A 23,795-nucleotide genomic window follows, 5' to 3' on the forward strand; every position below is an offset into this window, starting at 1 on the left:
TTGAAGGGTTGCTGGACACGGGGCGCGAGCTGGCCGGATGCGCAGTACTTTTCCGTCCGGCCGATCCACCACGCACGAGCCGGGTCGCCTTCTGGGACCCGGCCGGCGACCCTCTCCCCCTCGGCCTGGGTGACCAGACCGACCTCGCGCTCGTCCCGGACGACGGGTTCGACGGCGTGCAGTTGCAAGCTGTGCGGGCGATCGAGCTTCCGGTGGCGGAGGCGGTGCCGATTCTGGGGCGGCTGCGGCGGGCGCCCGGTGCGCATCCGTCGGCGGCGTACTGGGGTGCAGCCTCACTCGTCGCCCTGCAGCTGGTTGCCCGTGGCAAGCTTCTGCCCGGCGTCTCCCCCGCCGGACACGACGCCTGGCGGGTCGGCCCGCTCGACACCGACGACATCAACCGGCTCCTGCAGCTCGCGGGGTCCATGCCGGCATCCGCCCGCGCTCTCCCCGTCAGCACACCGTCCAGCGAGTCTGGCGTTCGGTTGCCGGTGGCCGAGGAGCTGGTGCGGGAGTTCCTCGACGCGGTGGCCGACGGGATGCCCCGGTCGCCGGCGGCCGCGAAGGTGCATCGGACCGACCTGTTCACCGCGACCGCATCGCAGCGCGCCGACCGGCTCCGGACCTGGGCCGACGAGGTCTCGGCCGGACTCGATTCGGGCGTCCGGATCTCGCTGCGGATCGAGCTGGCCGAGGGCCAGGCGTTCGGCGCCGTCGTTCAGTTGCACAGCCTCAAGGACCCGACCCTGGTCAGCGACGCGTACGACGTCTGGGCGGCTGATGTCGCCGGCTTCGGCCCGCGGGCGCGCATCGACGCCACGCTCGCGATCCGCCGGGCCGCACGGGTCTGGCAACCGCTCGGCCGGCTGCTCGACTCGGCGGTACCGGATCGGATGGACCTCGCCGACGAGGACGTCGCCGACCTGCTCGCCGGATCGGCCCAGCGGCTCGCGGCCGCCGGCATCGACCTGCACTGGCCACGCAGCCTCGGCCGGTCGCTGACCGCGCGCGCCGCGATCACCTCCGCCGACGGGCCGCCAAGCAGCCTGCCCGGATTCTTCCAGGGTGACCGGACGCTCGACTTCAGCTGGCAGGTCGCGCTCGGCGACGACCCCTTGACCGAGTCCGAGCTCGACCAGCTCGCCGAAGCGACCCGCCCGGTCGTGCGGCTCCGCGACCAGTGGATGCTCATCGACCCCGAGCTCGCCCGCAAGGCGCGCGAGCGGATCCTCAAACCCGTCACCCCGATCGACGCGCTCGGCGCCGCCCTCACCGGCACCACCGAGATCGACGGCCGGCAGATCACGGTCACGTCGACGCAGTGGCTCGACGAGCTCCGCGCCCGGATCGCCGACCCCGACCGCGCCGACGACCCCATCGAGTCCCCGCCCGGTCTCGAGGCGACGCTCCGCGACTACCAACTCCGCGGGCTCCGCTGGCTCGCCCGGATGACGTCCCTCGGCCTCGGCGGCTGTCTCGCCGACGACATGGGCCTCGGCAAGACCATCACCCTCATCTCCCTGCACCTGCACCGCGGGCAGTCCGCCGACACCGCCGGCCCGACTCTGGTCGTCTGCCCGGCCTCTTTGCTCGGCAACTGGGAGCGCGAGATCCAGCGCTTCGCCCCCGGCACTCCGGTCCGGCGCTTCCACGGCACCTCCCGCTCCCTGGACGAGGCGCAGGACGGCTTCGTGCTCACGACATACGGGACGCTCCGGCGCGACGCCGCGCGGCTCGCCGGGCATCCCTGGGCGCTCGTGGTCGCCGACGAGGCCCAGCACGTGAAGAACCCCTCCTCGGGTACGGCGAAGGCGCTCCGGACCGTACCGGCGAAGGCGCGGGTCGCGCTGACCGGCACCCCGGTGGAGAACAACCTCTCCGAGTTGTGGGCGATCCTCGACTGGACGACGCCGGGGCTGCTCGGCCGGCTCGGCACGTTCCGGACGCAGTGGGCGACGCCGATCGAGGCGGACAAGGACGAGGAGGTCGCCGCCCGGCTGGCGAAACTCGTCCGGCCGTTCCTGCTCCGGCGGAAGAAGTCCGACCCGGGCATCGCCCCGGAGCTCCCGCCGAAGACCGAGACCGATCAACCCGTCTCGCTCACCCGCGAGCAGGTCGTGTTGTACGAGGCAACGGTCCGCGAGCTGATGGAAGCGGTCCGGGCCAGTGACCGGATGGCCCGCCGGGGCCTGATCGTGAAGCTGCTCACCGGCCTCAAACAGATCTGCAACCATCCCGCGCAGTACCTCAAGGAGCCTGACGATGCGCGGCTGACCGGCCGGTCGGGCAAGCTCGAACTTCTCGACGAGCTCCTCGAGACCATCGTCGCCGAGGACGGCGCGGTGCTCGTCTTCACGCAGTACGTCGCCATGGCGCGTCTGCTCGAGCGGCACCTGACCGATCGCGGGATCGGATCACAGCTGCTGCACGGTGGCACGCCGATCCCGCAGCGTGAGCAGATGGTCGACCGGTTCCAGGCCGGTGAGGTGCCGGTGTTCCTCCTGTCGCTGAAGGCGGCCGGCACCGGTTTGAACCTGACCCGCGCCGAGCACGTCGTGCACTACGACCGCTGGTGGAACCCGGCGGTCGAGGATCAGGCGACCGACCGCGCGTACCGGATCGGGCAGACGCGGCCGGTGCAGGTCCACCGGTTGATTGCCGAGGGCACCATCGAGGACCGGATCGCCGCGATGCTCGCGACCAAACGCCAGTTGGCCGACGCCGTTCTCGCTGGCGGCGAGGCGGCGCTCACCGAGCTCTCCGACACCGAGTTGGCCGATCTCGTCGAGCTGCGTGGGGGTGCGCGATGACTGCCGCACAAGGGTTCCCGGCGTTCCCGGCTCAACGGCGCAGTACGCGTGGGCGGTCGTGGTGGGCGCGTGCCTGGGTGCAGGCGATGGAAGACACCTCACTCGACTCCGAGCAGCTCCGCCGAGGCCGCCGCTACGCGAACTCGGGTCAGGTGGGGACGATCACGATCAGCCCGGGCCGGATCAATGCCACGGTGTACGCACCCGAGGACACGTACGAGTCCGTTGTGCAGGTCGACGAGCTCAACGAGGACGACTGGCGACGTCTCCGCGAGCAGGTCGCCTCTCGCGCCGGCCACATCGCTGCCCTGCTGGACGGCGAGATGCCGCACAAGCTCGTCGAGGCCGCGGCGGATGCCGGCGTCACACTCCTGCCCGGCATCGGCGACCTCGATCCCAGCTGTACCTGCGACGCGTGGGAGCTGCCCTGCCAGCACGCGGCCGCGCTGTGCTACCAGGTTGCCTGGCTCCTCGACGCCGACCCGTTCGTGCTGCTCCTCCTCCGCGGCCGAACCCGCGAGGACCTCCTCGCCGAACTGCAGGCCGCAGCGAGCAGACCAACCGATGACGAGACCGCTGCAGACAGCAAGGAGGCAGGCAGAGCGTCGGAGGCTGGAGTCGCGGCCACCGACGTACTCAGCGGCCCGGCGGCCGAGCTTCCGGAGCCGCCCGAGCTGCCGGCGAAGGTGACCATCGAGCAGCTTGCGGTCTCCGGCATCGAGCCACCCGACGGCCTCGGCCCGGCAACGCTCCAGCTGCTCGTGCTCGACGCGGCCCGCCGCGCGAGGTCCCTGCTCAACGCTCTCTTGCACGGCTCCCCTGCACCGCAACCACTCGACGAGTGGCAGGACACGATTCGGCTCGCCGCGGACTTCCCCGTCCTCGCGCCCGACGAGGATGTTGCCCTCGGCATCCAAGCTTGGCGGTACGGTGGCGCACCCGGCCTCGACGTACTGGAACACACCTGGACGCCGGACCCGGCCGACCTCAACCGCGCCCGCACCGAGCTCGAGGCGGCCGGCGACGATCTCCCGATCACCACCTCCGCGAACCAGCTGACCCTCGGCGCCGACGTCCAGCTCCGGCTCGATCGGGCCGGCCGCTGGCACCCGTACCGCCGGGTCGGTGACACCTGGACGCCGACCGGTCCGCCCTCCAGCGATCCGCTCGTAATGGAGTGGTGAGCGCCGCGCCCACTGGTTAAGGTGAAGGCGACTTCGGAGGAACGAGGAGGTGGAGTTGATGACCGCGCGATCCCGCGCTGCCGCACGTCCGGCAGCGAAGACGGCTTGTCAACTCCCCCACTGAATCCTCCGAAAGGGACCTCTGTTGTCCATCACCTGGAACACCCGTGTCGAGACCACTTCCGACCTCGAGACCCTCCGTGACATCACCCGCGCAGCATTCGGCCGCGAGTTCGAGGTCGGCTTCCTCGACGCGCACCGCGCCGACCCGGTCGCCTGGATCCCCGGCCTGATGTTCGTTGCCACCACCCCCGACGACCAACCGGTCGCCTATGCATTGCTCACCCGCTGTCACGTGGACCATGTGCCGGTCCTGTCACTCGGGCCCGTCGCGGTGCTGCCGGCCTACCAGCGGCAAGGCGCCGGTGGTGCGGCAGTCCGAGCAGCGCTGGCGACGGCGCGTGATCGCCCCGAGCCTGCGGCGGTCGTGCTCGGACACGCGGAGTACTACCCGCGCTTCGGCTTCCGTCAGGCCACCGAGTTCGGCATCCATCACCCGCAGTTCGACGGCCCGAACATGATGGCCGTAGCTCTCGGCAACCACGCGGTTCCGACCGGGACGCTCACGTACCCGGTCACCGTCTGACTCGTCGCAGGGCAGGCAGGGATCGCCCCACACGAAGCACGTGGGGCGGTCGTAAAAGGTTCACTCAAACTCGCCGGATCACTTGCGCATCCACCTTGTATACATGAAACAGTCGACAGTACCCCGCCTACTCAGGAGCAAGCGATGACTCGTCGACTCGCATTGAACCGATTCAGCTCGAGTACCTGCCGCCGGAGTGTGATCGGGGCCGGCGCGGTCGTCGCGCTGGCCCTGATCGGCGCCGCGTGCTCACCCGTTGACTCCACCAACGACACTGCGTCAGGCGGTGGGCAGTCGACCGCCGGGCAGGACGTGTTCGGCGAGGCCGCCGACGCGGCGCAGGTCAAACAGGGCGGCACGTTGACGGTCGCACTGTCCGCGGATCCCGACAAGCTCGACCCGACACTGTCCCGCAGCCTCTACTCGCGCTACGTCTTCCACACGATGTGCGAGAAGCTGTACGACCTCGGGTCGGACGCGAAGGTCGTGCCGCAGCTGGCGACCGCGCTGCCGACTGTTTCGTCGGACGGTCTGAGCCTGACGATCCCGCTCAAGCAGGGCGTGAAGTTCGCCGACGGCGGCACGTTCGACTCCAACGCCGTGAAGATCTCGCTGAACCGGCACCTGACGCTGGCCGGTTCCGCGCGCAAGAGCGAGCTCGGCCCGATCACCTCGATCGAGACGCCGGACCCGAAGACCGTCGTGATCAAGCTGTCCAAGCCGTTCGCCCCGCTGACCGCCGCGCTCGCCGACCGGGCCGGCATGGTGCTCAGCCCGGCCGCGGTCAGCAAGCTCGGCGCGAACTTCTCCAACGCACCCGTCTGCGTCGGCCCGTTCAAGTTCGCCAGCCGCGTCCCGCAGAACTCGATCAAGGTCGTCAAGGATCCGCAGTACTACGACGCCGCCAAGGTGCACCTGGACGCGATCGAGTACCGGATCATCACCGACGCCAGCATCCGGTCCGCGAACCTCAAGTCGGGTGACGCCCAGGTCGCGGACTCGCTCTCGACGCAGGACGCGCCGACCCTGCTGAAGGACGACACCGTGAGCGTGCTGCAGTCGCAGTCGCTCGGGTACCAGGGCCTGACGGTCAACATCGGGAACGCCAACGGCATCGGTAATCCGCTGAAACAGCTCGACTCGCCGATCGCGAAGGATCCGCGGGTCCGCCAGGCGCTCGCCCTGTCGATCGATCGCGAGGCGCTGGTGAAGTCGATCTTCAACGGCCTGAACACGGTCGCGTGCTCACCGGTCTCGCCGAAGAGCGAGTTCACGTCCGACGCCGCGCAGGTCTGCCCGGCGCACGATCCGGCGAAGGCCAAGCAGTTGCTCGCCGACGCCGGCGTGACCACGCCGTACAAGGTCGAGATGATCACGTCCAACAACCCGGACAGTCTGCGCCTGGCGCAGGCGTTGCAGGGGATGGTGAAGGACGGCGGGTTCGAGCTCGTCATCAAGCCGGTGGAGTACGCCGCGCTGCTCGACCAGCAGGACCGTGGTGACTTCGAGCTCCTGCAGCTCGGCTGGTCCGGCCGCGTCGACCCGGACGCGAACATCTTCAACTTCGTCGGTACGAGCGGCAGCCAGAACGTCTCCGGCTACAGCAACCCGGACGTCGACAAGCTGCTCACCGATGCACGCCAGTCGACCGACCACGCCGAGCGCGTCAAGCTGTACGGCGAGGTGACGACCAAGCTGCAGCAGGACGACCCGATCATCTACATGTACCGGCAGCGCAACCTGACCGGCGTCTCCAAGAAGCTCCTCGGCATCCAGGTCTACCCCGACGGGGTGATCCGCACCGCCTTCGCAGGGTTCTCCAAGTGAGGCGTTACCTCCTCAGCCGGTTGTGGCAGTCCGCGGTGACGCTCGTGCTGGCGACGATCGTGGTATTCGTCGGGGTGCGGGCGTTGCCGGGGGATCCGGCGCTGGCGCTGGCCGGGGAGGATCGTGATCCCGAGTCGCTGCGGGCGATCCGGCAGCAGTACGGGCTCGACCAGTCGTGGCTGGTGCAGTTCTGGCAGTTCGTGAGCCACGCAGCGCGTGGCGATCTCGGGCAGTCGATCCGGACCGGCGCGTCGGTGCGGTCGATGATCTTCAGCGCGCTGCCGGTGACGATCGAGCTGTCGGCGCTCGCGATCCTGATCGCCGGCGTGATCGGTGTCGGTGCCGGGGTGCTCGCCGCCGTACGGCGTGGGCGCCCGGCCGAGTGGGCCGCGAACGCGCTCGCACTGCTCGGCCTGTCGGTCCCGCACTTCTGGCTCGGGCTGATGGCGATCCTGTACCTGTCGGTTGCCCTCGGCCTCTTCCCCGCCTCCGGCTTCGTCCCGTTCTTCACCAATCCGGTGGCCAATCTGCATCACCTCATCCTCCCGTCGGTGATCCTCGGTACGGGCCTGGCCGCGGTCATCATGCGGCAGACCAGGTCGTCGATGCTCGACGCATTGTCGGCCGACTACATCCGTACGGCAGAGGCGAAAGGCCTTCCGCCGATGGCCGTGGTCGGGAAGCATGCCCTGCGCAACAGTCTGATCGTCGTGGTGACGGTTGTCGGGCTCCAGCTCGGCGCGCTGATCTCCGGTGCCGTGGTCACCGAACGGATCTTCGCGCTGCCCGGCTTCGGCAAGCTGACCGTCGACGCCGTCTTCCAGCGTGACTATCCCGTCATCCAGGCGGTCGTCCTGGTCACGGCGACGGCGTACATCGTGATCAACCTGCTCGTCGACCTGCTGTACTCCGTCATCGACCCGCGGATCCGCGTACGAGGTGAAGCCTGATGGCCGTGGCCGAAGCGATCACGCCGGTAGCGTTGCGCAGCAACCGGCGCCGGGTGGTACGCCGGATCCTGCACAACCCGTTGGCGTTGACGGGGCTCGCCGTACTGGTGCTCGCGGTGATTCTCGCCGTGTTCGCGAACTGGCTCGCCCCGCACGATCCGACCGAGAACCATCTGAACAACGCGTTCTCCCCGCCGGGGACGGCCGGCTATCTGCTCGGCACCGACGACCTCGGCCGCGATGTGCTGTCCCGGATCATGTTCGGTCTGCGCGCCTCGCTGCACGTCGGCGTTCTCGCGGTCGCGTTCTCACTTGTGGTCGGCATCCCGCTCGGACTGATCGCGGGGTACTTCCGGACCGTCGACGCGCTGATCTCGCGACTGACCGATCTGGTGCTGGCGTTCCCGTTCCTGATCCTCGCGGTCGGGCTCGCGGCGATCCGCGGTGCCAGCCTCGGCAACGCGGCGATCGCGATCGGCATCGCGCAGATCCCCGGGATGATCCGGATCGTCCGGTCCGAGACGCTCCGGCTGAAGTCGCTCGACTTCGTTGCGGCCGCGGTCGTCGAGGGCGCCGGCGACGCGTGGGTGCTCGGCCGGCACATCCTGCCGAACGCGGGGTCCGCGATCATCGTCCAGGCGACCGTCGGCATCCCGGCCGCGATCCTCGGCGAGGCGGTGCTGTCGTTCCTCGGGCTCGGCATCCAGCCGCCCGCCCCGAGCCTCGGCACCATGCTCGCCGACGCGCAGCAGTTCGCGTCCCGGGCACCGTGGGCCGCGGTGATGCCCGGGGTCGCGATCATGCTGCTGACGCTCGCGTTCAACATCGTCGGCGACAGTCTCCGCGACGCCCTCGACCCGAAGGCGAGCCGCCGATGACCGCACAACGGCCGATCCTGACCCTGAAGGACCTGTCGATCACCTTCCGGACCGAGGACGGGCCGCTGTCCGCGGTCGACCGGGTCAGCCTCGAGGTCGGCGACGGCGAGGTGCTCGCGGTCGTCGGCGAATCCGGCTGCGGGAAGAGCGTCACGGCGATGAGCATCGCCGGGCTCCTCCCCCGGACCGCGACCGTCACCGGCTCGGTCGTCCTCGACGGCACCGAGCTGATCGGCGCCGGCCAGCGCACGCTCCGTTCGATCCGCGGGCGCGAGGTCGCGTACATCTTCCAGGAGCCGATGACCTCGCTGAACCCGGTCTTCACGGTCGGCCACCAGATCATCGAGGTACTGCGGACGCACATCGGACTGAACCGCCAGGCCGCGCTGGCGCGCGCGATCGAGCTGCTCAAGCTCGTCGGCATCCCGTCCGCCGAGCGCCGCGTCGGCGACTACCCGCACCAACTCTCCGGCGGCATGCGGCAGCGCGTGATGATCGCGATGGCGGTCGCCTGCGACCCGAAGGTGCTGATCGCCGACGAGCCGACCACGGCCCTCGACGTGACGATCCAGGCCGGCATCCTCGACGTACTGCGGGAGCTGCGGGAACGGCTCGGCACCAGCATCGTGCTGATCACCCACGATCTCGGCGTCGTCGCCGACCTCGCGGACCGGGTAGCCGTGATGTACGCGGGCCGCGTGGTGGAGACGGCCGAGGTGCACGAACTGTTCGCGCATCCGCGGCACCCGTACACCAACGGCCTGCTCGGCGCCTCCCCCGCGGCGCCGAGGTACGCGGAGTCCCAGCGGCTGAACGAGATCCCGGGGCTGGTGCCCGTACTGACCGAACAGCCCGACGCCTGTACGTTCGCCGACCGTTGCCCGCGCGCACTCGACACCTGTACGTCGTCGCAGCCGGAGCTGACGACCGGCGCGCATCGGGTCGCCTGCTGGAACGCCCAAGTGGAGGTCTGATGGACGCCACCGCACATCCCGACCAGGCTCCTGCCCTGGAGGTCGAGGACCTCGTCATGCACTTCGGGCCGGTCCGGGCGGTCGACGGCGTCACGCTGCGGATCCGCTCCGGCACCGTGGTCGCGCTCGTCGGCGAGAGCGGCTCCGGCAAGTCGACCGTCGGCCGCTGCATCGTCCGGCTGCTCGAGCCGAGCGGCGGCACCGTCCGGCTGGCCGGCGCGGACATCACCCACCTCAACCGACGGCAGCTGCGGCCGCACCGGCGCGACGTCTCGATCGTCTTCCAGGACCCGGCGGGTTCGCTCGACCCGCGGTTGTCGGTCGGCGACATCGTCGGTGAACCGCTCCGCCTGATGCGCCGCAAGGACATCGCGGCGAAGGTCGCCGAGGAACTCGGCCGGGTCGGGCTGCGGCCCGAGGTCGCGCAGCGCGCACCCCACGAGCTGTCCGGCGGTCAGCGGCAACGCGTCAGCATCGCCCGCGCGCTGATCTCCGAGCCGCGGTTGCTCGTCGCGGACGAGCCGACCAGTGCGCTCGACGTCTCCGTCCAGGCGTCCGTACTGAACCTGCTCGCCGACCTGCAGCGTGACCTCGGGTTCGCGTGCCTGTTCATCACGCACGACCTGTCCGCGGTCGAGTACCTCGCGGACGAGGTTGCCGTCATGTACCTCGGCCAGCTCGTCGAGCAGGGGCCACGCACCCGGATCTTCGGCAAGCCCGCGCACCCATACACGCAGGCATTGCTGTCCGCCGCGCCCGTACCCGACCCCGCCGAGCAGCGTGCCCGCCGGCCGGTGCTGCTCGGCGACGACCTGCCGTCGGCGATCGACCCGCCGCCGGGCTGCCGCTTCCACACCCGCTGCCCGGTCGCGGTGGACACATGCCGGACAGTCGTACCGGAGCGGCGCACGATCGGCGAAGGTGGACACCAGGTCGCCTGTCACCTGGTGAACGACGACGGAATCGGACCAGATGTACGGACCACGACAGAAGGAGTCGCTCCATGAGGTTCACCACCCGGCCAACGCTGCGCGGTACGTTCGGGATGGTTTCGTCCACGCACTGGCTCGCGTCGCAGTCGGCGATGCGGATCCTCGAGCTCGGCGGCAACGCGTTCGATGCGAGCGCCGCGGCCGGGTTCGTGCTGCACGTGGTCGAGCCGCACCTCAACGGACCCGGTGGTGAGGTGCCGGCGATCATCTCCACCGCCGACGACCCGGCGCCGCGGGTGCTGTCCGGGCAGGGCGTAGCGCCGGCCGGAGCGACCATCGAGCACTACCGCTCGCTCGGGCTGACGCTGGTTCCCGGCTCCGGTCCGCTCGCCGCAACCGTTCCTGGCGCAGTCGACGCCTGGCTGATTCTGCTGCGCGACTACGGCACGCTGCCGCTCAGCGTCGTACTGGAACCCGCCATCGAGTACGCCCGCAACGGGCATCCCCTCGTACCGCGCGTTGCGGACACGATCGGGACCGTGCAGCAACTGTTCGAGGAGCACTGGCCGACGTCCGCCGCGCTCTGGCTCAAGGACGGCCGTCCGGTCGCGGGCCGGTTCCGGAACGAGGCGTACGCCGCGACGCTCGAACGGCTGGTCCGGGAAGGAACCGGCGCGGATCGGGTCGCCCAGATCGAGCAGGCACGGAAGGCCTGGCGCGAAGGGTTCGTCGCGGAGGCGATCGACCGGTTCTCGAAGATTCCGCACCGCGACTCCAGCGGCGCGGACCACGGCGGCCTGATCACCGGCGCCGACCTGGCCGCGTTCGAGGCGACCTGGGAGGACCCGGCGACGTACGACTGGAACGGGTACACCGTCGCCAAGACCGGCCCGTGGGGTCAGGGTCCCGGCCTGCTGCAGTCGCTCGCTGTGCTGGCGGCGCTCGGCGAGGTCGATCTCGACAGCGCCGAGGGCGTGCACACGACGGTCGAGGTGATGAAGCTGTCGTACGCCGACCGCGAGGCCTGGTACGGCGACGGCGCGGACGTACCGCTCGACACTCTCCTCTCCCCCGCCTACGCCGCCGAGCGCGCGAAGCTGATCGGCTCCGAGGCCTCGCTGGAGCTCCGGCCGGGCAGCCCCGACGGACGTACTCCGATCCTTGCATCGATTGCTACCGGCAACGAAAGCGGCGACGCGACGACCGGTGAACCGACAGTGTCGCCGGTCGGGGAAACCCGCGGCGACACCTGTCATGTCGACGTGGTCGACCGCTGGGGCAACATGATCTCGGCGACGCCGAGCGGCGGCTGGCTGCAGTCGTCGCCGACGATCCCCGAGCTCGGGTTCTGCCTCGGCAGTCGCGCGCAGATGTTCTGGCTCGAGGACGGGCTGCCGGCCTCGCTCGCGCCCGGCAAGCGGCCGCGGACCACGCTGACACCGACGCTCGTGCTGCGCGACGGTGAGCCGGTGATGGCGTGCGGTTCGCCCGGCGGCGATCAGCAGGACCAGTGGCAGCTGCTGTTCCTGCTGCGGCACCTGGGCGCCGGGACGGACCTGCAGGAGGCGATCGATGCGCCGGCCTGGCACACGACTGGCTTCCCGTCGTCGTTCTACCCGCGCGCCATGGAGCCGGGTGGGCTGGCCGTGGAGAGCCGGGTCGGCAAGGCGGTGCAGGACGAACTCATACGGCGTGGGCACGTCGTCACCGAGTCCGATCCGTGGAGCCTCGGGCGGCTGTGTGCCGTACGGAAAGAGGCGGACGGCGTACTCGCCGCAGCCGCCAACCCCCGCGGCATGCAGGGTTACGCCGTCGGCCGCTGACGGGTTGAAGAAGTTAGGCAGTCGGGCGGAGGGCGGCTTGCGCGGCGGCTTCGACGTGGAGGCGGGCGGCGGTGCTGGCGGTCTCCGCATCGCCCGCCTCGATCGCGTCCACGAGCCGCACGTGCTCCTCGGACGAGTGCGGCGCGCGCTGCGCCGCACCGACCCGGAACACCCAGTGCACATGGTGGTACATCGCGGTCGAGATCGAGTGCAGCCAACGGTTCCCGCTGACCTCGATGACCGCCCGGTGGAACTCGCTGTTCAGCTCCGCGACCCGGTCGAAGTCCGAGGCTTTCGTCGCGGCCTCGGCCTGATCGACCAGGTCGCGCAGGGTTGCGATGCCCTCCGGCGTCGCGCGCTCGGCAGCCAGCCCCGCCGCGAGCGTCTCGAGTTGCTGCCGTACGGCGAACAGGTCGCGGACAGCCGTCTCGTCGAGGGTGGTGACGACGGCGCCACGCCGCGGCAGGATCTGTACGAAGCCCTCGGCCTCGACCACCCGGAGCGCCTCGCGCACCGGGTTCCGGGAGACACCGAAGTCGTCGGCGAGCCGCGTCTCGGTCAGCCGTTCGCCCTCGCGGTACTCGCCGTCGACGATCCGCCGGCGCAGCTCCGTGAGCACCTGCTCGCGGAGCGCCACATGGTCGGCGCCGATCGTCCGGATGACCCGCGCCTCGTCCAGCTCGTCCACCCCGGACTCCTCTCCCCGTTCTGGCTTGCGCGCCACGGTAGTCGATCCGCCTCGGCGCGGCACCTGCTCCCACACTGATCCCGGGCAGGGTTATGTTGACGGCTTGAGCATCAGACTGATTCCCCTGACCGATCCCGACTTCCGGCCGCTCAGCCGCCGGATCGCCTGGCTTGCCGCGCGGCCCGACGGCACACCGGTCGGCTCCGCGTTCCTCCGGCTCGACAGCCGGAGGACGCACGCGCACCTGGCCGAGTTCGAGCTCAACGTGCACCCGGCCGAGCGTCGCCAAGGGATCGGCACGATGCTGCTGCGCGCCGTCGTCGCGGGCGCGCACGAGCACGACGTACGGACGATCATCACCGACGCCGACGCCGGATCGATCGGCGACCGATTCCTCGAGTACCACCGCTTCGCGCTCGGTCTGACCTTGATCTATGCACGGCTCGACCTCGCCGAGCGCACGCCCGACGTACCGGGCGTCCCCGGCTACCGGCTGGTGTCCTGGGAGGGCGTCGTACCGGACGAGCTCGTGCAGACGTTCACCGACGCGCGCGCCGGCATGGCGGACGCGCCGTCCGGAACGATCACGGCCGGCGTCGACGTCTGGGACGTCGATCGGACCCGGTACGCGGCGCAGGTCATCGAACAGCGCGGCGACCGCCTGTTCGTCGTGGCCGTTCTCGACCGCAAGGGCCGGATGGCCGGCTTCACGGAGGTCGTCGTGTCGGGCGACGGGAAGGGCGACGGGCAGCTGTACGGCACCGCCGTCCTCCCCGAGCATCGCGGCCAGGGTCTCGCGCTGTGGATGAAGGCCGCGCAGATCGACCAGGTGCGCCGCCTGTTCCCCGATCTCGCCGGTCTGCTCACCGACACCGTCGACACGAACGCTGCGATGCGCCGCACCAACGACCGCCTCGGCTACCGCCCCCAGGCACAGGTCCACCGCCGCAAGCTCGACCTCTAGCCGCTCTTACCTACTGGCCGAGGATCTTCTGTACGGCGGCCGTGGTGATCGGGTGGTAGCCGGGGCGGGCCTTGGCGAAGACCTCGGTGGCGAAGGCGCGGTCGGTGCCGGCCAGGGCGTGGTAGACCGGCAGTACCAGCTTCATCCGGCCGACCTTGGTCAGGAACTCGGCCAGCTCCGCGTACGAGGCCTCGTAGCTGCTCGCGGCAACGATCTGGTACCAGCGCCGGGCGATCTCGCCGTTCGCCGTCCCGGTCAGTCCGAACGCCCGGTCCAGCTGCTGCAGCAACAACGGGCTCAGTACGTCGGGCGCAGCGTCGAGGAACCGCAGCCACTCCTGCGTCGTCCACCGCTCCGCGCCGTGCGGCAGCTCGCCCGTCGTCAGCCAGTTGGTACGGGCCTCGTCAACGACCTGGAACCGCTCGGACGCGGCGCGCTCCGCGAACGCCGGGATGCCAGGCTCGTACAGCCAGGCGGCCAGCTCGTCGTCGGTCACCACGTCCGGGTGCGGCGTCAGCAGGTGCTCGCGCAGGTGTGCGACGAAGTCGTCGGTGTTGATGCTGCGGAACGCGAACCGGTCGAAGTACCCGCGCAGGAACGGGTCGAAGACCTCCCGTGTGAATCGCGCCTCCAGCCAGGACAGGAACCACGAGCCCTTCAGCGGTCCGGTCGACGTCTTCCCGTGGTACTCGGAGCGGTGGTGCAGCCCGGGCAGCTCGACGGCGAGCTCGGCCGGCGTCAGCGGGTCCAGCTTCACCACGGTCGCGTGCTGCTTGATCGCGGTCTCCATCTCGGCGAACTCGGCCCCGTACACCGCCTCGACGATCCGGTTCTCGACGTACGACGTGAAGCCCTCGTTGAGCCAGATGTCGTCCCAGCTGTCCTGCGTGACCAGGTTGCCGGACCAGCTGTGCGCGAGCTCGTGCGCGATCACGCTGACCAGCGACTTGTCGCCGATCACCACGGTCGGCGTCGCGAACGTCATCCGCGGGTTCTCCATGCCGCCGTACGGGAAGGACGGTGGCAGCACCAACAGGTCGTAGCGGCCCCAGCGGTACGGGCCGAACAGCTCCTCGGTGACCCGCATCATCTCTTCGGTGTCGACGAACTCGGTCGCGGCCTTCCGGACGGTCGCGGGCTCGGCCCACACGCCGGAGCGCTCACCGAGCGGCTCGAACACCAGGTCGCCGGCGGCGATCGCCAGCAGGTACGACGGGATCGGTTCGGGCATCACGACGTCGTACGAGCCGGTACGGCGCGACGTCGTGCCGTTGTCGGCGCTCATCAGCACCATCAGCTCCGGCGGCGCGGTGACGTGCGCCGCGTAGCTGAACCGGACGCTCGGGGTGTCCTGAACCGGGACCCAGCTACGGGCGTGGATCGCCTGCGACTGGCTGAACATGAACGGCAGCACGCCACCGGCCGTCATCGCCGGATCCAGCCACTGCAGGCCGGTCGCGGTCGGAGCGGTCCGGTAGCTGACCTTCACCCGCGGGTGGTTCGCAGTCCGGATCGTCAGCGCGGAACCGAGCTCCGGATCCGGTACGGCGAGGCTGTACTCCAGCGGCTCCCAGCCGTCGGCTGTCTGCCCTTCGACGCCCAGCACCGTGAGGTCGCGGGTGTCCAGAACCAGCCGGTCCGCGCGGCCGGTCCAGGCGAGCGTGTGCGTCGCGCTGCCGGACAGCACCTGCTGACCGAAGTCGAGCGCGAGGTCGAGCTCGAGATGGGTGCTCCGAACCAGATCCGGCTCGGCATAGGAGTGGCGATCGTGCGTCAAGGGATACTCCCCGAGTGAGGCGTCCGGGGAACAGTACCCAGGTCGCGGGCCGATCGGACGGCCAATCTGAGCCACCCGCACCACCGTGCCAAAACCCATGGACGGTACTGACTTGGCAGACTGGCCCCATGACGAGCCAGGGCACGACTCACGGAAATCCGGAACTGGTGCTCAAACGGCGCCCGTTCGGCTCCTGGCTGCTCGGCCCGGCGAACCAGAGCACCCGCCGGCTGCGGGTCCGCCTGCAGATCCTGATGACCACGTTCTCGATCGGGACCAACCTGATCGGCGCGCTGGTCGTGTTCGTCCTGGCCGTCTTCGTGCTGCCCGGTCCGTCACTGGTCGACCAGCTCCAGCTCATCGACGCGATCGTGATTCCGGCCTACTTCCTGGTGGCGATGTCGATCGGCTGCGTCTGGAGTACGCGACTCACGCGGCGCGTCACCCGCTGGATCGAGCTCGAACGGCCGGCCACCCGCCAAGAGCAGATCGCGACGCTGCAGCTGCCGCTCCGGCTGACCCTGATCGAGGTGCTGCTCTGGCTGGTCGCAGCGGTGTTCTTCACCGTGATGACGGTGCTGCTGCAGCCCGAGAACGCGCTCCGGGTCGCGCTGACGGTCATCGACGGCGCCATCATCACCTGCTCGGTGTCGTACCTGCTGACCGAGTTCGCACTGCGCCCGGTCGCCGCGCGGGCACTGGTCGACTCACCACCTCCGCGGCGGCTGCTCGCGGCCGGTCTCAAGGCGCGGACCGTGTTCTTCTGGGCGGTCGGCTCCGGCGTACCGGTCGCGGGCCTGATGCTGGCCGCCGTACTGGCGCTGATCGAGGGCGACGTCACCACGACCCGGCTCTCCGTGGTGATCCTTGCCTTGGGCCTCGTGGCGCTCGGCAACGGTTGCCTGCTCACCTGGCTGTCCGCGAAGTCCGTCGTTGCGCCGGTCCGTTCGGTACGGGACGCACTGAGCCTGATCGGTGAGGGCCGGCTGGACGTGAACATCCCGGTCTTCGACGGGACCGAGCTGGGGTCGTTGCAGGCCGGGTTCAACCGGATGGCGGAGGGGCTGCGGGAGCGCGAGCGGATCCGCGACGTGTTCGGGCGTTACGTCGGGCCCGGCGTGGTGCGGGAAGCGCTGAGCAAGGATCAGCTCGGCGGCGAGGAGCGGTTCGCGGCGGTGCTGTTCGTCGACCTCGTCGGCTCGACCGAGCTGGCCGCTGAGCGCCCGCCCACCGAGGTGGTGCAGTTGCTCAACCGGTTCTTCGCGATCGTGGTCTCCGAGGTGGACCGGCAGGGCGGGTTCGTGAACAAGTTCGCGGGCGACGCGGCGCTGGCGATCTTCGGCGCGCCGGCCGAGCTGTCCGATCCCGCGGGCAGTGCGCTGGCCGCCGGACGGGAGCTGGCGCGGCGGCTGGCCGAGGAGTTGCCGGAAGCAACCGCCGGGCTGGGGATCACGGCCGGCATCGTTGTGGCCGGTACGGTCGGCGATGTGCGGCGGCACGAGTACACGGTGATCGGCGACCCTGTGAACGAAGCGGCGCGGCTCAGCGAGCTGGCGAAGACCGCGCCCGGCCGGTTGATCGCGTCGATGACCGCGGTGGAGACGGCGGAGCCGGGCGAGTCTGAGCAGTGGCGGCAGACCGAGCTGGTCACGGTGCGGGGGCGGTCGATGCCGACGCGTCTTGCGATGCCGCAGTGATCAGCTCGTGCAGTAGCGCGGCGCCGTACAGCATCGCTTCGGTCTGGCGGTCGTGCGCGGCCCGGCGTTCGGCGATCGCGTCGCGGAGCGCCTCGGTGCTGCCGGTACGGCGAAGTCCGTCGAGGACGGGCCTGATCTGCTCGAAGTAGTACCGGCCCTGACGGAGCATGTGGATGATGCGCGCGTCGCGGACCTCCTCGGGACCGTACCGGCGGTATTTCGTGCCCGGTTCGCGCGTCGGCGACAGCAGGCCGGCGGACTCCCACACGCGGAGCGCCGACGGGCGGATGCCGAGTCGGTGCGCCAACTCCCCCACCAGCAAGGACGGGCCGGTGACCGGCTGCTCGTCGACGTACTCGGCGGCCAGCGCCGCGAGGGCGTCGCTGGCCGCATCCGTGGCGAGGCGTTGCTCGTGGAGTGCGGCGTGGGCGGCGTCCACCAGCCGGTACGCGAGTGCCTCGTGACCGTCGTGGACGGCGCGCATGATCTCGGTGGCTGTCTCCGCGCCGAAGCCGGGTGCGAGTGCGCGGTACGCCAACAGCGCCTGCACATGCTCAGGCCCGTACTGGCGATAGCCGCTCTCGGACCGCGGCGCCGACGGCAAGATCCCCGCCGCCTCGTAGTTCCGCACCAGCTGCGTAGACACGCCCGCCCGCCGCGCAAGATCAACCGGCCGCAAACCCACGCTACACACCTCCCTGCCGGAATGCCGGGTCAGCGGCCGCCGGACACGTCGACGGTGGTGCCGGTCATGTAGGAGGAGCGGTCCGAGGCGAGGAAGGCGATGACTTCGGCGACCTCGGCTGCTGTGCCGGGGCGGCCCAGAGGCGGTGTCGTTCCTAGCCGGTCCAGACGGCCGGGCTCGTGGATCTCGGTCTCGATCAGGCCCGGCCGGACGCCGACGACGCGGACGCCTTCCTGCGCGACCTCGTTCGCGAGGCCCGTCGTGAGCGCGTCGACGGCCGCCTTGCTCGCCGCGTAGTCGACGTACTCGCCGGCTGACCCGAGCACCGCGGCCCGCGAGGAGATGTTGACGATCACGCCACCGTTGCCGCCGTACGCGGTGGACATCCGGCGGACAGCGGCACCGGCGACGAGGAACGCGCTGAGCGTGTTGACCCGGAACACCCGGTCGAGACGCTCGGTGTCGTACTCCGCGACTCGTCCGGCTGGCGACACCACGCCGGCGTTGTTGATCACGGCACCGATCGGACCGAGCTCCGCGGTGACCGTCTCGAACAGGCGCTCCACCTGGTCGGTCTCGACGACGTCGGCCTGGACCGCGATCGCGCGCCGGCCGCGCTCCTCGCACGCCTTCACCACGCTCGCGGCCTCGTCGGCCTGGGTGCGGTAGTTCACGCCGACGTCCCAGCCGTCCGCGGCGAGGGCGAGTGCGGCGGCCGCACCGATCCCCCGACTGCCACCGGTGACCAGCACAACCCCGCGTCCGTCCGTCATGGACCTACTCTTTCACGCGGGCTCTTTCACGCGGGCGGACGGACGACCCCGAGCTGGGTCTCGGTGTCGGTGAAGCCCACCGAGCGATAGATCCGGATCGCGAGATACTTCGGGTCCGCCACCATCACGAGCTTCTCCGCGCTGCCGAATCCGTACGTCGACGCGTGGTGCACGAGTGTGCCGGCCAAGCCGCGGCCGCGGTCCTCCGGCGAGGTCTGTACGTTCTGGAAGCGGCCGAGGCCGGTGCCGTCGAACAACAGGCCGAGCGAACTCTGCAGCCGGTCCCCGTCGAACGCACCGAACCACTTCCCGTGCCCGGCCTCGACCACCGCACGCAGCCGCGCCAGCTTGCGCCGGGTGAACTCCTCGTAGTCGGCGTCCACCGTCATCTGCGCGCACGCGAGGCTCTGGTGGTACAGCTGCTCCCAGTCGTCGTCCGAGGCCAGGAACCGGTACGTCGCCTGCTCGTTCGGATGCGGCGGAGCAACCACCTGTTCCGCGGTCATCACCACGCTGGGCTCGACCTGGAAGCCGGCCGCCTTCAACTCGTCGGTCGTCCCCGGATCCCCGGCGACACCGTCGATGGTGTCGATGCCGAACGCGACATGCTTCGCCTCCGGGAACTCGCGCCGGAACTCGTCGACCCGGGTCTCGACGTCACCCGGCCCGAACGGCGTCCGGTAGAGCAGGTAGTTCCCCCACCAGAAGCCGGGGTTCGCCGGCGTCCGCACGACAACGTACTCACCCGCATCCCGAAACACGCTGCCACCCAACTCGAGCAGCAACACGTCAGTCCGAAACCCCAGGCTGATGATCTCCACGCCCTCATCCTCACTCAGCCGTCAACCAGGTTTCAGGGGCGTTTGTGGATGATAAGTGGGAGAACCGCGGCTGCGCCTGCTTCGCGGAGTTTGGCGGTGGCTACGGTGACGGGCCATTGGGACGACGTGGCGTCGACCAGGAGCAGGACTGTGCGGGCGGTGATGGCCTGGCCGGTGGCGTCGTCCACGTGGAGACCGTCACGCCAGACCTTGGCCTCCTCGGCGGAGGACAGGTCGTCGGTCCAGCCTGTGCGATCGACTGTCAGCTCGGCGCGATCCAGGCGGCCGACCTCGGCCACGTGCGCGGCGACGGCGGCGGTCAGGTCGGGGTAACCGCCGGCTGCTAGCGGTACGACGACATCGGGGCGAGCCGACCACGAACCGCGCCAGCGCGACAGCGCCGAGACCGCGCCGGACTTCAGCGCGTCGACCGCATCAGGTGCGGGTGAAGGACTGAACGCGGCCTGCAGCACGTCCCGCCATTCGGGGGCGTCGGCGTACACGACGATCCGGCCCGGCTCGGCGGACAGCGCCGGTGGGATCTTCCCGCGCGGGCCGAAAGCTCCGCCGGGCCACATCTTCCGCGGCTCCAGGACGTGGACCTCGCCGCGGAGCAGCCGCGTGATCGTGGCGACCGTCTCCGGTTCGGGTCGCGCCACCAGCGGCTCGGGCAGCTCCCCCAGGCAGACCGAGCAGCGCCCGCACGGCTCCGCCGACGGATCGTCCAGCGACTCCTGCAGCAGTTGCATCAGGCAACGATCGCCGCGGGTGTAGGCGCGCATGATGTCAGCTTCACGCCGGCGTACGGACACGATGCCGTCGTAGTGTGCCGCGTCGAACTCCCAGTCGGTGCCGGTCCGCACCCAGCCACGCTCGACCCGGTCGACCGCACCGTCCACCGCGAGCTGCTTCAGCATCAGCTCGACGCGCGTCCGCCGCAGCCCGGTCTCGGCCTCCAGTGCGGGCACTGACGCGGGCTGCTCGGCATCGTAGGTCTCCAGCGCCCGCAGCAGGCGCTGCACATTCTCCGGAACGGGGATGGTGGCAGTCGCGAAATAGTCCCAGACACCCGAGTCCGCGTCCGACGGGAGCAGCGCCACAACCGCGTGGTCGATACCGCGTCCGGCACGGCCGACCTGCTGGTAGTACGAGACCGGCGAGGGCGGTGACCCGACATGCACCACGAACCCGAGGTCGGGCTTGTCGTACCCCATCCCCAAGGCAGACGTCGCGATCAGCGCCTTCAACCTGTTGTCGCGCAAGGCGTCCTCGAGGCTGTGCCGCTCGCCCGCCTCCAGCTGGCCCGTGTACGCCGCGACCGGGACGTCACTGCCGTACGCCTCCTGGACCACCGCGGCGAGGCGTTGCGCATCGGCGACCGTCAACGCGTACACGATGCCCGAGCCGGGAAGCTTCGGCAGCACGTCGACGACCCACGCGAACCGGTCGAGCGGCGAGAGCGCGTCCACCACGGCCAGCTGCAGACTGGAGCGCGCGAGCGGACCGCGCAGCACCAGGGTCGACTCGCCGAGCTGCTTCGCGACGTCGTCCGTGACGCGCGAGTTCGCCGTCGCGGTCGTGGCGAGGACAGGCGTGTCCGGGTTCAGCCTCTGCAGGACGTCGGACACGCGCCGGTAGTCGGGCCGGAAGTCGTGGCCCCAGTCGGACACCGCGTGCGCCTCGTCGATCACGAGCAGACCGATGTGACCGGCCAGGCCGTCGAGCACGCGACGGCCGAAGCCCGGGTTCGCCAGGCGCTCGGGTGAGACCAGCAGTACGTCGATGCCGCCGGATCGCAGGTCCTGCTCGATGCCCGACCACTCGTCGATGTTGTTCGAGTTCAGCGTTGCGGCGCGCAGGCCCGCGCGGCTCGCGGCGGCGACCTGGTCGCGCATCAGCGAAAGTAGTGGTGAGACGACGAGGGTCGGGCCGAATCCCTCGGAGCGGCGGATCGCCGTGGCGGCCCAGTACACCGCTGACTTGCCCCAGCCCGTCGCCTGCACGACGAGCACCCGCGCGGCCGCCTCGCACAGCGCCGCGACCGCGGTCTCCTGATCCGGCCGCAACCGGGCAGCATCGCCCGCGATCGCGCGGATCACATCCCCCGCGACCTTCGCGCGGTCCTCGGTCAGCGTCACCATCGAGTCGGTCTCACCCATGCCCAAGACCCTAGACGTCCGCACCCCCAATTCCACCACGCCCACCGCAGGCCTGTGGATAACCCACACGCCACCCAGTTCACCAGCCAACCGACCAACCGACCGGGCCGGGCCGGGCAGGGACATTTCGACAGGTAGTGCACCTCGAGACACCGTACGCGCTCGGCGCACTCACGCTCAGGTGCACTACCCACCGGCCAGACACCGACCGACATGTCCTGTCGAACTGTCCGCCCCATCCCGCTGCCCGATCCTGTGCCCGATCCCGGTGCACTGCTCAGTGAGGGAGTGGTCGGCACCCACACATCGGACACAAGAGCCGGATATCCACTCCCGTGAGAGGCGGATGGGTTGCGCCGGCGGGCGCGAGGGCTGGTGGGGGTGGCTCAGGCGCACTTGCCGGGGTGGCAGGGCTCGCCGTTGGCGGCGACCAGGCGGCGGGGGCCGGGGCCGGTGGTGGCGAGGGCGTCGTGCGGGTTGGCGAGCGCGCAGCGGTCCAGCGACAGGCAGCCGCAGCCGACACAGTCCTTGAAGTCGTCGCGGAGCTGTTCGAGGTGCAGGATGCGGCGGTCGAGCTCGGCCTGCCAGCACTCCGAGATGCGTTCCCAGTCGGCGCGCGTCGGCGTCCGGTTCTCCGGCAGCAGCTTCAGGATCGCGGCCACCTCGGCGAGCGGGATGCCGACCCGTTGGGCGATCCGGACCAGCGCGACCCGCCGCAGCGTGTCGCGCTTGTAGCGCCGTTGGTTCCCGGACGTACGGCGACTGAGGATCAGCCCCTGCCGCTCGTAGAAGTGCAGCGCCGAGATCGCGACGCCACTGCGCTGCGACAGCTGCCCGACCGTCAGTTCACCCGGCTCGACGTCCATGGTCCGTCCCTCCAACCTCAACTTAAATCGAGGCTAGCGGACGAACTCAGGCAGTCACGAACCGCCGCCTGATACTCGCCGACATCAGCGCAGCCGCGGCGCACAACCCGCCGGCCAGGTACCACGCCAGGTTGTAGCTGCCCTGCGCGTCCCGGATCGCTCCGGCGCCGGTCGCGGCCAGCGCGGCACCCACCTGGTGCGACGCGAACACCCAGCCGAACACGATCGGTCCCTCCTGCCCGAACCACTCGCGGCACAGTGCGACGGTCGGCGGTACGGTCGCCACCCAGTCGAGCCCGTAGAAGATGATGAACACCCACGTACTCGGCGCGGCGGTCGGGCCGAGCAGCGACGGCAGCACCAGCAGCGACAGCCCACGCAGCGTGTAGTACGTGATGAGCAGGTACCGCGGGTCCCACCGGTCGGTCAGGTACCCGGAGAAGATCGTCCCGCCGACGTCGAACACCCCCACCAGCGCCAGCAGCGAGGCAGCCGTGGTTGCGGGCATCCCGTGGTCGTGGGCGGCGGTTACGAAGTGCGTACCGACCAGACCGTTCGTCGACGCGCCGCAGATGGCGAAGCCACCGGCCAGCAACCAGAACGCCGGCCGCCGCGCTGCCATCGCCAGTGCGTTCAGCGCTCGCATCGCGCTACTGCCGGTCGTCTCCACCCGTTGCCCTGCAGTACTGCCCTCCGGGGCACCGTACGCGCGTAGCCCCACGTCACTCGGGAAGTCCCTCAGGAAGAACAGCACCAGCGGTACGACGGCCAACGCGGCACCGGCTGCCACGAGGGCAGGAACCCGCCACCCGTAGTCGGCGGCCAGCGACGCGATGAGCGGCAGGAAGATCAGCTGACCGGTCGCACCGGCCGCGGTGAGGATGCCAGTGACCAGGCCGCGGCGGTGGACGAACCAGCGGCCGGTGATCGTCGCGACGAACGTCATCGACATCGAGCCGGTGCCGACACCGACCAGCAGACCCCAGCACAGCAGCAGTTGCCAGGACGCCGTCATGAACACGGTCAGGCCGCTGCCCAGCGCGATCAGCACCAGCGCCCCGCTGACCACCTTCCGCAGGCCCAGCCGGTCCATCAGCGCGGCCGCGAACGGCGAGATGCCGCCGAACAGCAGCAGGTTGATCGACACCGCGGTCGAGATCGTCGCGTGCGACCACCCGAACTCGTCGTGCAGCGGGTCGAGCAGCACACTCGGCACCGAGCGGAAGCCGGCCGCCCCGATCAGCGTCACGAACCCGACCACCGCGACCGCCCAGGCCAGGTGCACCCGGGGAGCCTTCTTCGTCTCCACAATCTGCGTCACCGGACCAGAGTGCCGGTTCG

General features: G+C 70.2%; 19 protein-coding genes. 11 read left to right on the forward strand and 8 right to left on the reverse strand.

Annotated features, from left to right (window positions below; translation table 11 throughout):
- Nucleotides 1–8: 8 nt before the first annotated feature.
- The 9 genes from ACGFI6_RS24475 to ACGFI6_RS24515 all read left to right on the forward strand — a co-directional run bounded on the left by ACGFI6_RS24475 (nt 9) and on the right by ACGFI6_RS24515 (nt 12,024).
- The gene (locus ACGFI6_RS24475) at nt 9–2,810 is read left to right on the forward strand and encodes a DEAD/DEAH box helicase (RefSeq protein ID WP_393122225.1); all 2,802 of its coding nucleotides are present in this window, start codon (nt 9–11) and stop codon (nt 2,808–2,810) included.
- The gene (locus tag ACGFI6_RS24480) at nt 2,807–3,994 is read left to right on the forward strand and encodes an SWIM zinc finger family protein (protein WP_393122227.1); all 1,188 of its coding nucleotides are present in this window, start codon (nt 2,807–2,809) and stop codon (nt 3,992–3,994) included. The genes ACGFI6_RS24475 and ACGFI6_RS24480 overlap by 4 nt, the downstream gene beginning before the upstream one ends.
- A gap of 145 nt (nt 3,995–4,139) precedes the next feature.
- On the forward strand, nt 4,140–4,640 hold the full coding sequence (locus ACGFI6_RS24485; protein WP_393122229.1) for a GNAT family N-acetyltransferase: 501 nt from the start codon (nt 4,140–4,142) through the stop codon (nt 4,638–4,640).
- 144 nt (nt 4,641–4,784) lie between these two features.
- Nucleotides 4,785–6,467, forward strand: coding sequence for an ABC transporter substrate-binding protein (locus tag ACGFI6_RS24490; RefSeq protein ID WP_393122231.1), 1,683 nt, complete (start codon nt 4,785–4,787; stop codon nt 6,465–6,467).
- Nucleotides 6,464–7,417, forward strand: a complete 954-nt coding sequence (locus tag ACGFI6_RS24495; RefSeq protein ID WP_393122233.1) for an ABC transporter permease — start codon at nt 6,464–6,466, stop codon at nt 7,415–7,417. The genes ACGFI6_RS24490 and ACGFI6_RS24495 overlap by 4 nt, the downstream gene beginning before the upstream one ends.
- Nucleotides 7,417–8,295: an ABC transporter permease gene (locus tag ACGFI6_RS24500; protein WP_393122235.1), complete on the forward strand. Its 879-nt coding sequence runs from the start codon at nt 7,417–7,419 to the stop codon at nt 8,293–8,295. The genes ACGFI6_RS24495 and ACGFI6_RS24500 overlap by 1 nt, the downstream gene beginning before the upstream one ends.
- On the forward strand, nt 8,292–9,269 hold the full coding sequence (locus ACGFI6_RS24505) for an ABC transporter ATP-binding protein (RefSeq protein ID WP_393122237.1): 978 nt from the start codon (nt 8,292–8,294) through the stop codon (nt 9,267–9,269). The genes ACGFI6_RS24500 and ACGFI6_RS24505 overlap by 4 nt, the downstream gene beginning before the upstream one ends.
- Nucleotides 9,269–10,276 carry an ABC transporter ATP-binding protein gene (locus tag ACGFI6_RS24510; RefSeq protein WP_393122239.1) on the forward strand — a complete coding sequence of 336 codons (1,008 nt, stop codon included), beginning with the start codon at nt 9,269–9,271 and terminating at the stop codon, nt 10,274–10,276. The genes ACGFI6_RS24505 and ACGFI6_RS24510 overlap by 1 nt, the downstream gene beginning before the upstream one ends.
- The gene (locus ACGFI6_RS24515) at nt 10,273–12,024 is read left to right on the forward strand and encodes a gamma-glutamyltransferase family protein (protein WP_393122241.1); all 1,752 of its coding nucleotides are present in this window, start codon (nt 10,273–10,275) and stop codon (nt 12,022–12,024) included. Before ACGFI6_RS24510 ends, ACGFI6_RS24515 begins: the two co-directional genes overlap by 4 nt.
- Before the next feature lie 13 nt (nt 12,025–12,037).
- Here the strand turns inward: ACGFI6_RS24515 and ACGFI6_RS24520 are convergent, their stop codons facing one another.
- Nucleotides 12,038–12,712 carry a GntR family transcriptional regulator gene (locus ACGFI6_RS24520; protein ID WP_393122243.1) on the reverse strand — a complete coding sequence of 225 codons (675 nt, stop codon included), beginning with the start codon at nt 12,710–12,712 and terminating at the stop codon, nt 12,038–12,040.
- Nucleotides 12,713–12,815: 103 nt separating this feature from the next.
- Between ACGFI6_RS24520 and ACGFI6_RS24525 the strand changes: the two genes are divergently transcribed.
- A complete protein-coding gene (locus ACGFI6_RS24525; RefSeq protein ID WP_393122245.1) occupies nt 12,816–13,676 on the forward strand; it encodes a GNAT family N-acetyltransferase in 861 nt (286 codons plus the stop codon).
- 10 nt (nt 13,677–13,686) lie between these two features.
- Here the strand turns inward: ACGFI6_RS24525 and ACGFI6_RS24530 are convergent, their stop codons facing one another.
- Entirely contained in the window at nt 13,687–15,453 is a 1,767-nt protein-coding gene (locus ACGFI6_RS24530; RefSeq protein ID WP_393122247.1) for a M1 family metallopeptidase, read from the reverse strand.
- A gap of 128 nt (nt 15,454–15,581) precedes the next feature.
- On the opposite strand from ACGFI6_RS24530, the gene ACGFI6_RS24535 reads away from it, so the two are divergent.
- Complete coding sequence (locus tag ACGFI6_RS24535) at nt 15,582–17,150, forward strand: adenylate/guanylate cyclase domain-containing protein (RefSeq protein ID WP_393122248.1); 1,569 nt, start codon at nt 15,582–15,584, stop codon at nt 17,148–17,150.
- Here ACGFI6_RS24535 and ACGFI6_RS24540 read toward each other — a convergent pair.
- The 6 genes from ACGFI6_RS24540 to ACGFI6_RS24565 form a co-directional block, all read right to left on the reverse strand.
- On the reverse strand, nt 17,101–17,844 hold the full coding sequence (locus ACGFI6_RS24540) for a TioE family transcriptional regulator (RefSeq protein ID WP_393122250.1): 744 nt from the start codon (nt 17,842–17,844) through the stop codon (nt 17,101–17,103). The two genes, ACGFI6_RS24535 and ACGFI6_RS24540, sit on opposite strands and share 50 nt — an antisense overlap.
- A gap of 20 nt (nt 17,845–17,864) precedes the next feature.
- Nucleotides 17,865–18,608: an SDR family oxidoreductase gene (locus tag ACGFI6_RS24545; protein ID WP_393122252.1), complete on the reverse strand. Its 744-nt coding sequence runs from the start codon at nt 18,606–18,608 to the stop codon at nt 17,865–17,867.
- A 26-nt stretch (nt 18,609–18,634) separates the two neighbouring features.
- The gene (locus ACGFI6_RS24550) at nt 18,635–19,429 is read right to left on the reverse strand and encodes a GNAT family N-acetyltransferase (protein ID WP_393122254.1); all 795 of its coding nucleotides are present in this window, start codon (nt 19,427–19,429) and stop codon (nt 18,635–18,637) included.
- Between the two features lie 32 nt (nt 19,430–19,461).
- Nucleotides 19,462–21,588, reverse strand: coding sequence for a RecQ family ATP-dependent DNA helicase (locus ACGFI6_RS24555; protein ID WP_393122256.1), 2,127 nt, complete (start codon nt 21,586–21,588; stop codon nt 19,462–19,464).
- 386 nt (nt 21,589–21,974) lie between these two features.
- Entirely contained in the window at nt 21,975–22,454 is a 480-nt protein-coding gene (soxR, locus tag ACGFI6_RS24560) for a redox-sensitive transcriptional activator SoxR (protein WP_393122258.1), read from the reverse strand.
- Nucleotides 22,455–22,500: 46 nt separating this feature from the next.
- A complete protein-coding gene (locus ACGFI6_RS24565) occupies nt 22,501–23,775 on the reverse strand; it encodes an MFS transporter (RefSeq protein WP_393122260.1) in 1,275 nt (424 codons plus the stop codon).
- Between the last annotated feature and the right edge of the window lie 20 nt (nt 23,776–23,795).

This window comes from Kribbella sp. NPDC048928, assembly GCF_043197975.1.
Classification (GTDB): domain Bacteria; phylum Actinomycetota; class Actinomycetes; order Propionibacteriales; family Kribbellaceae; genus Kribbella.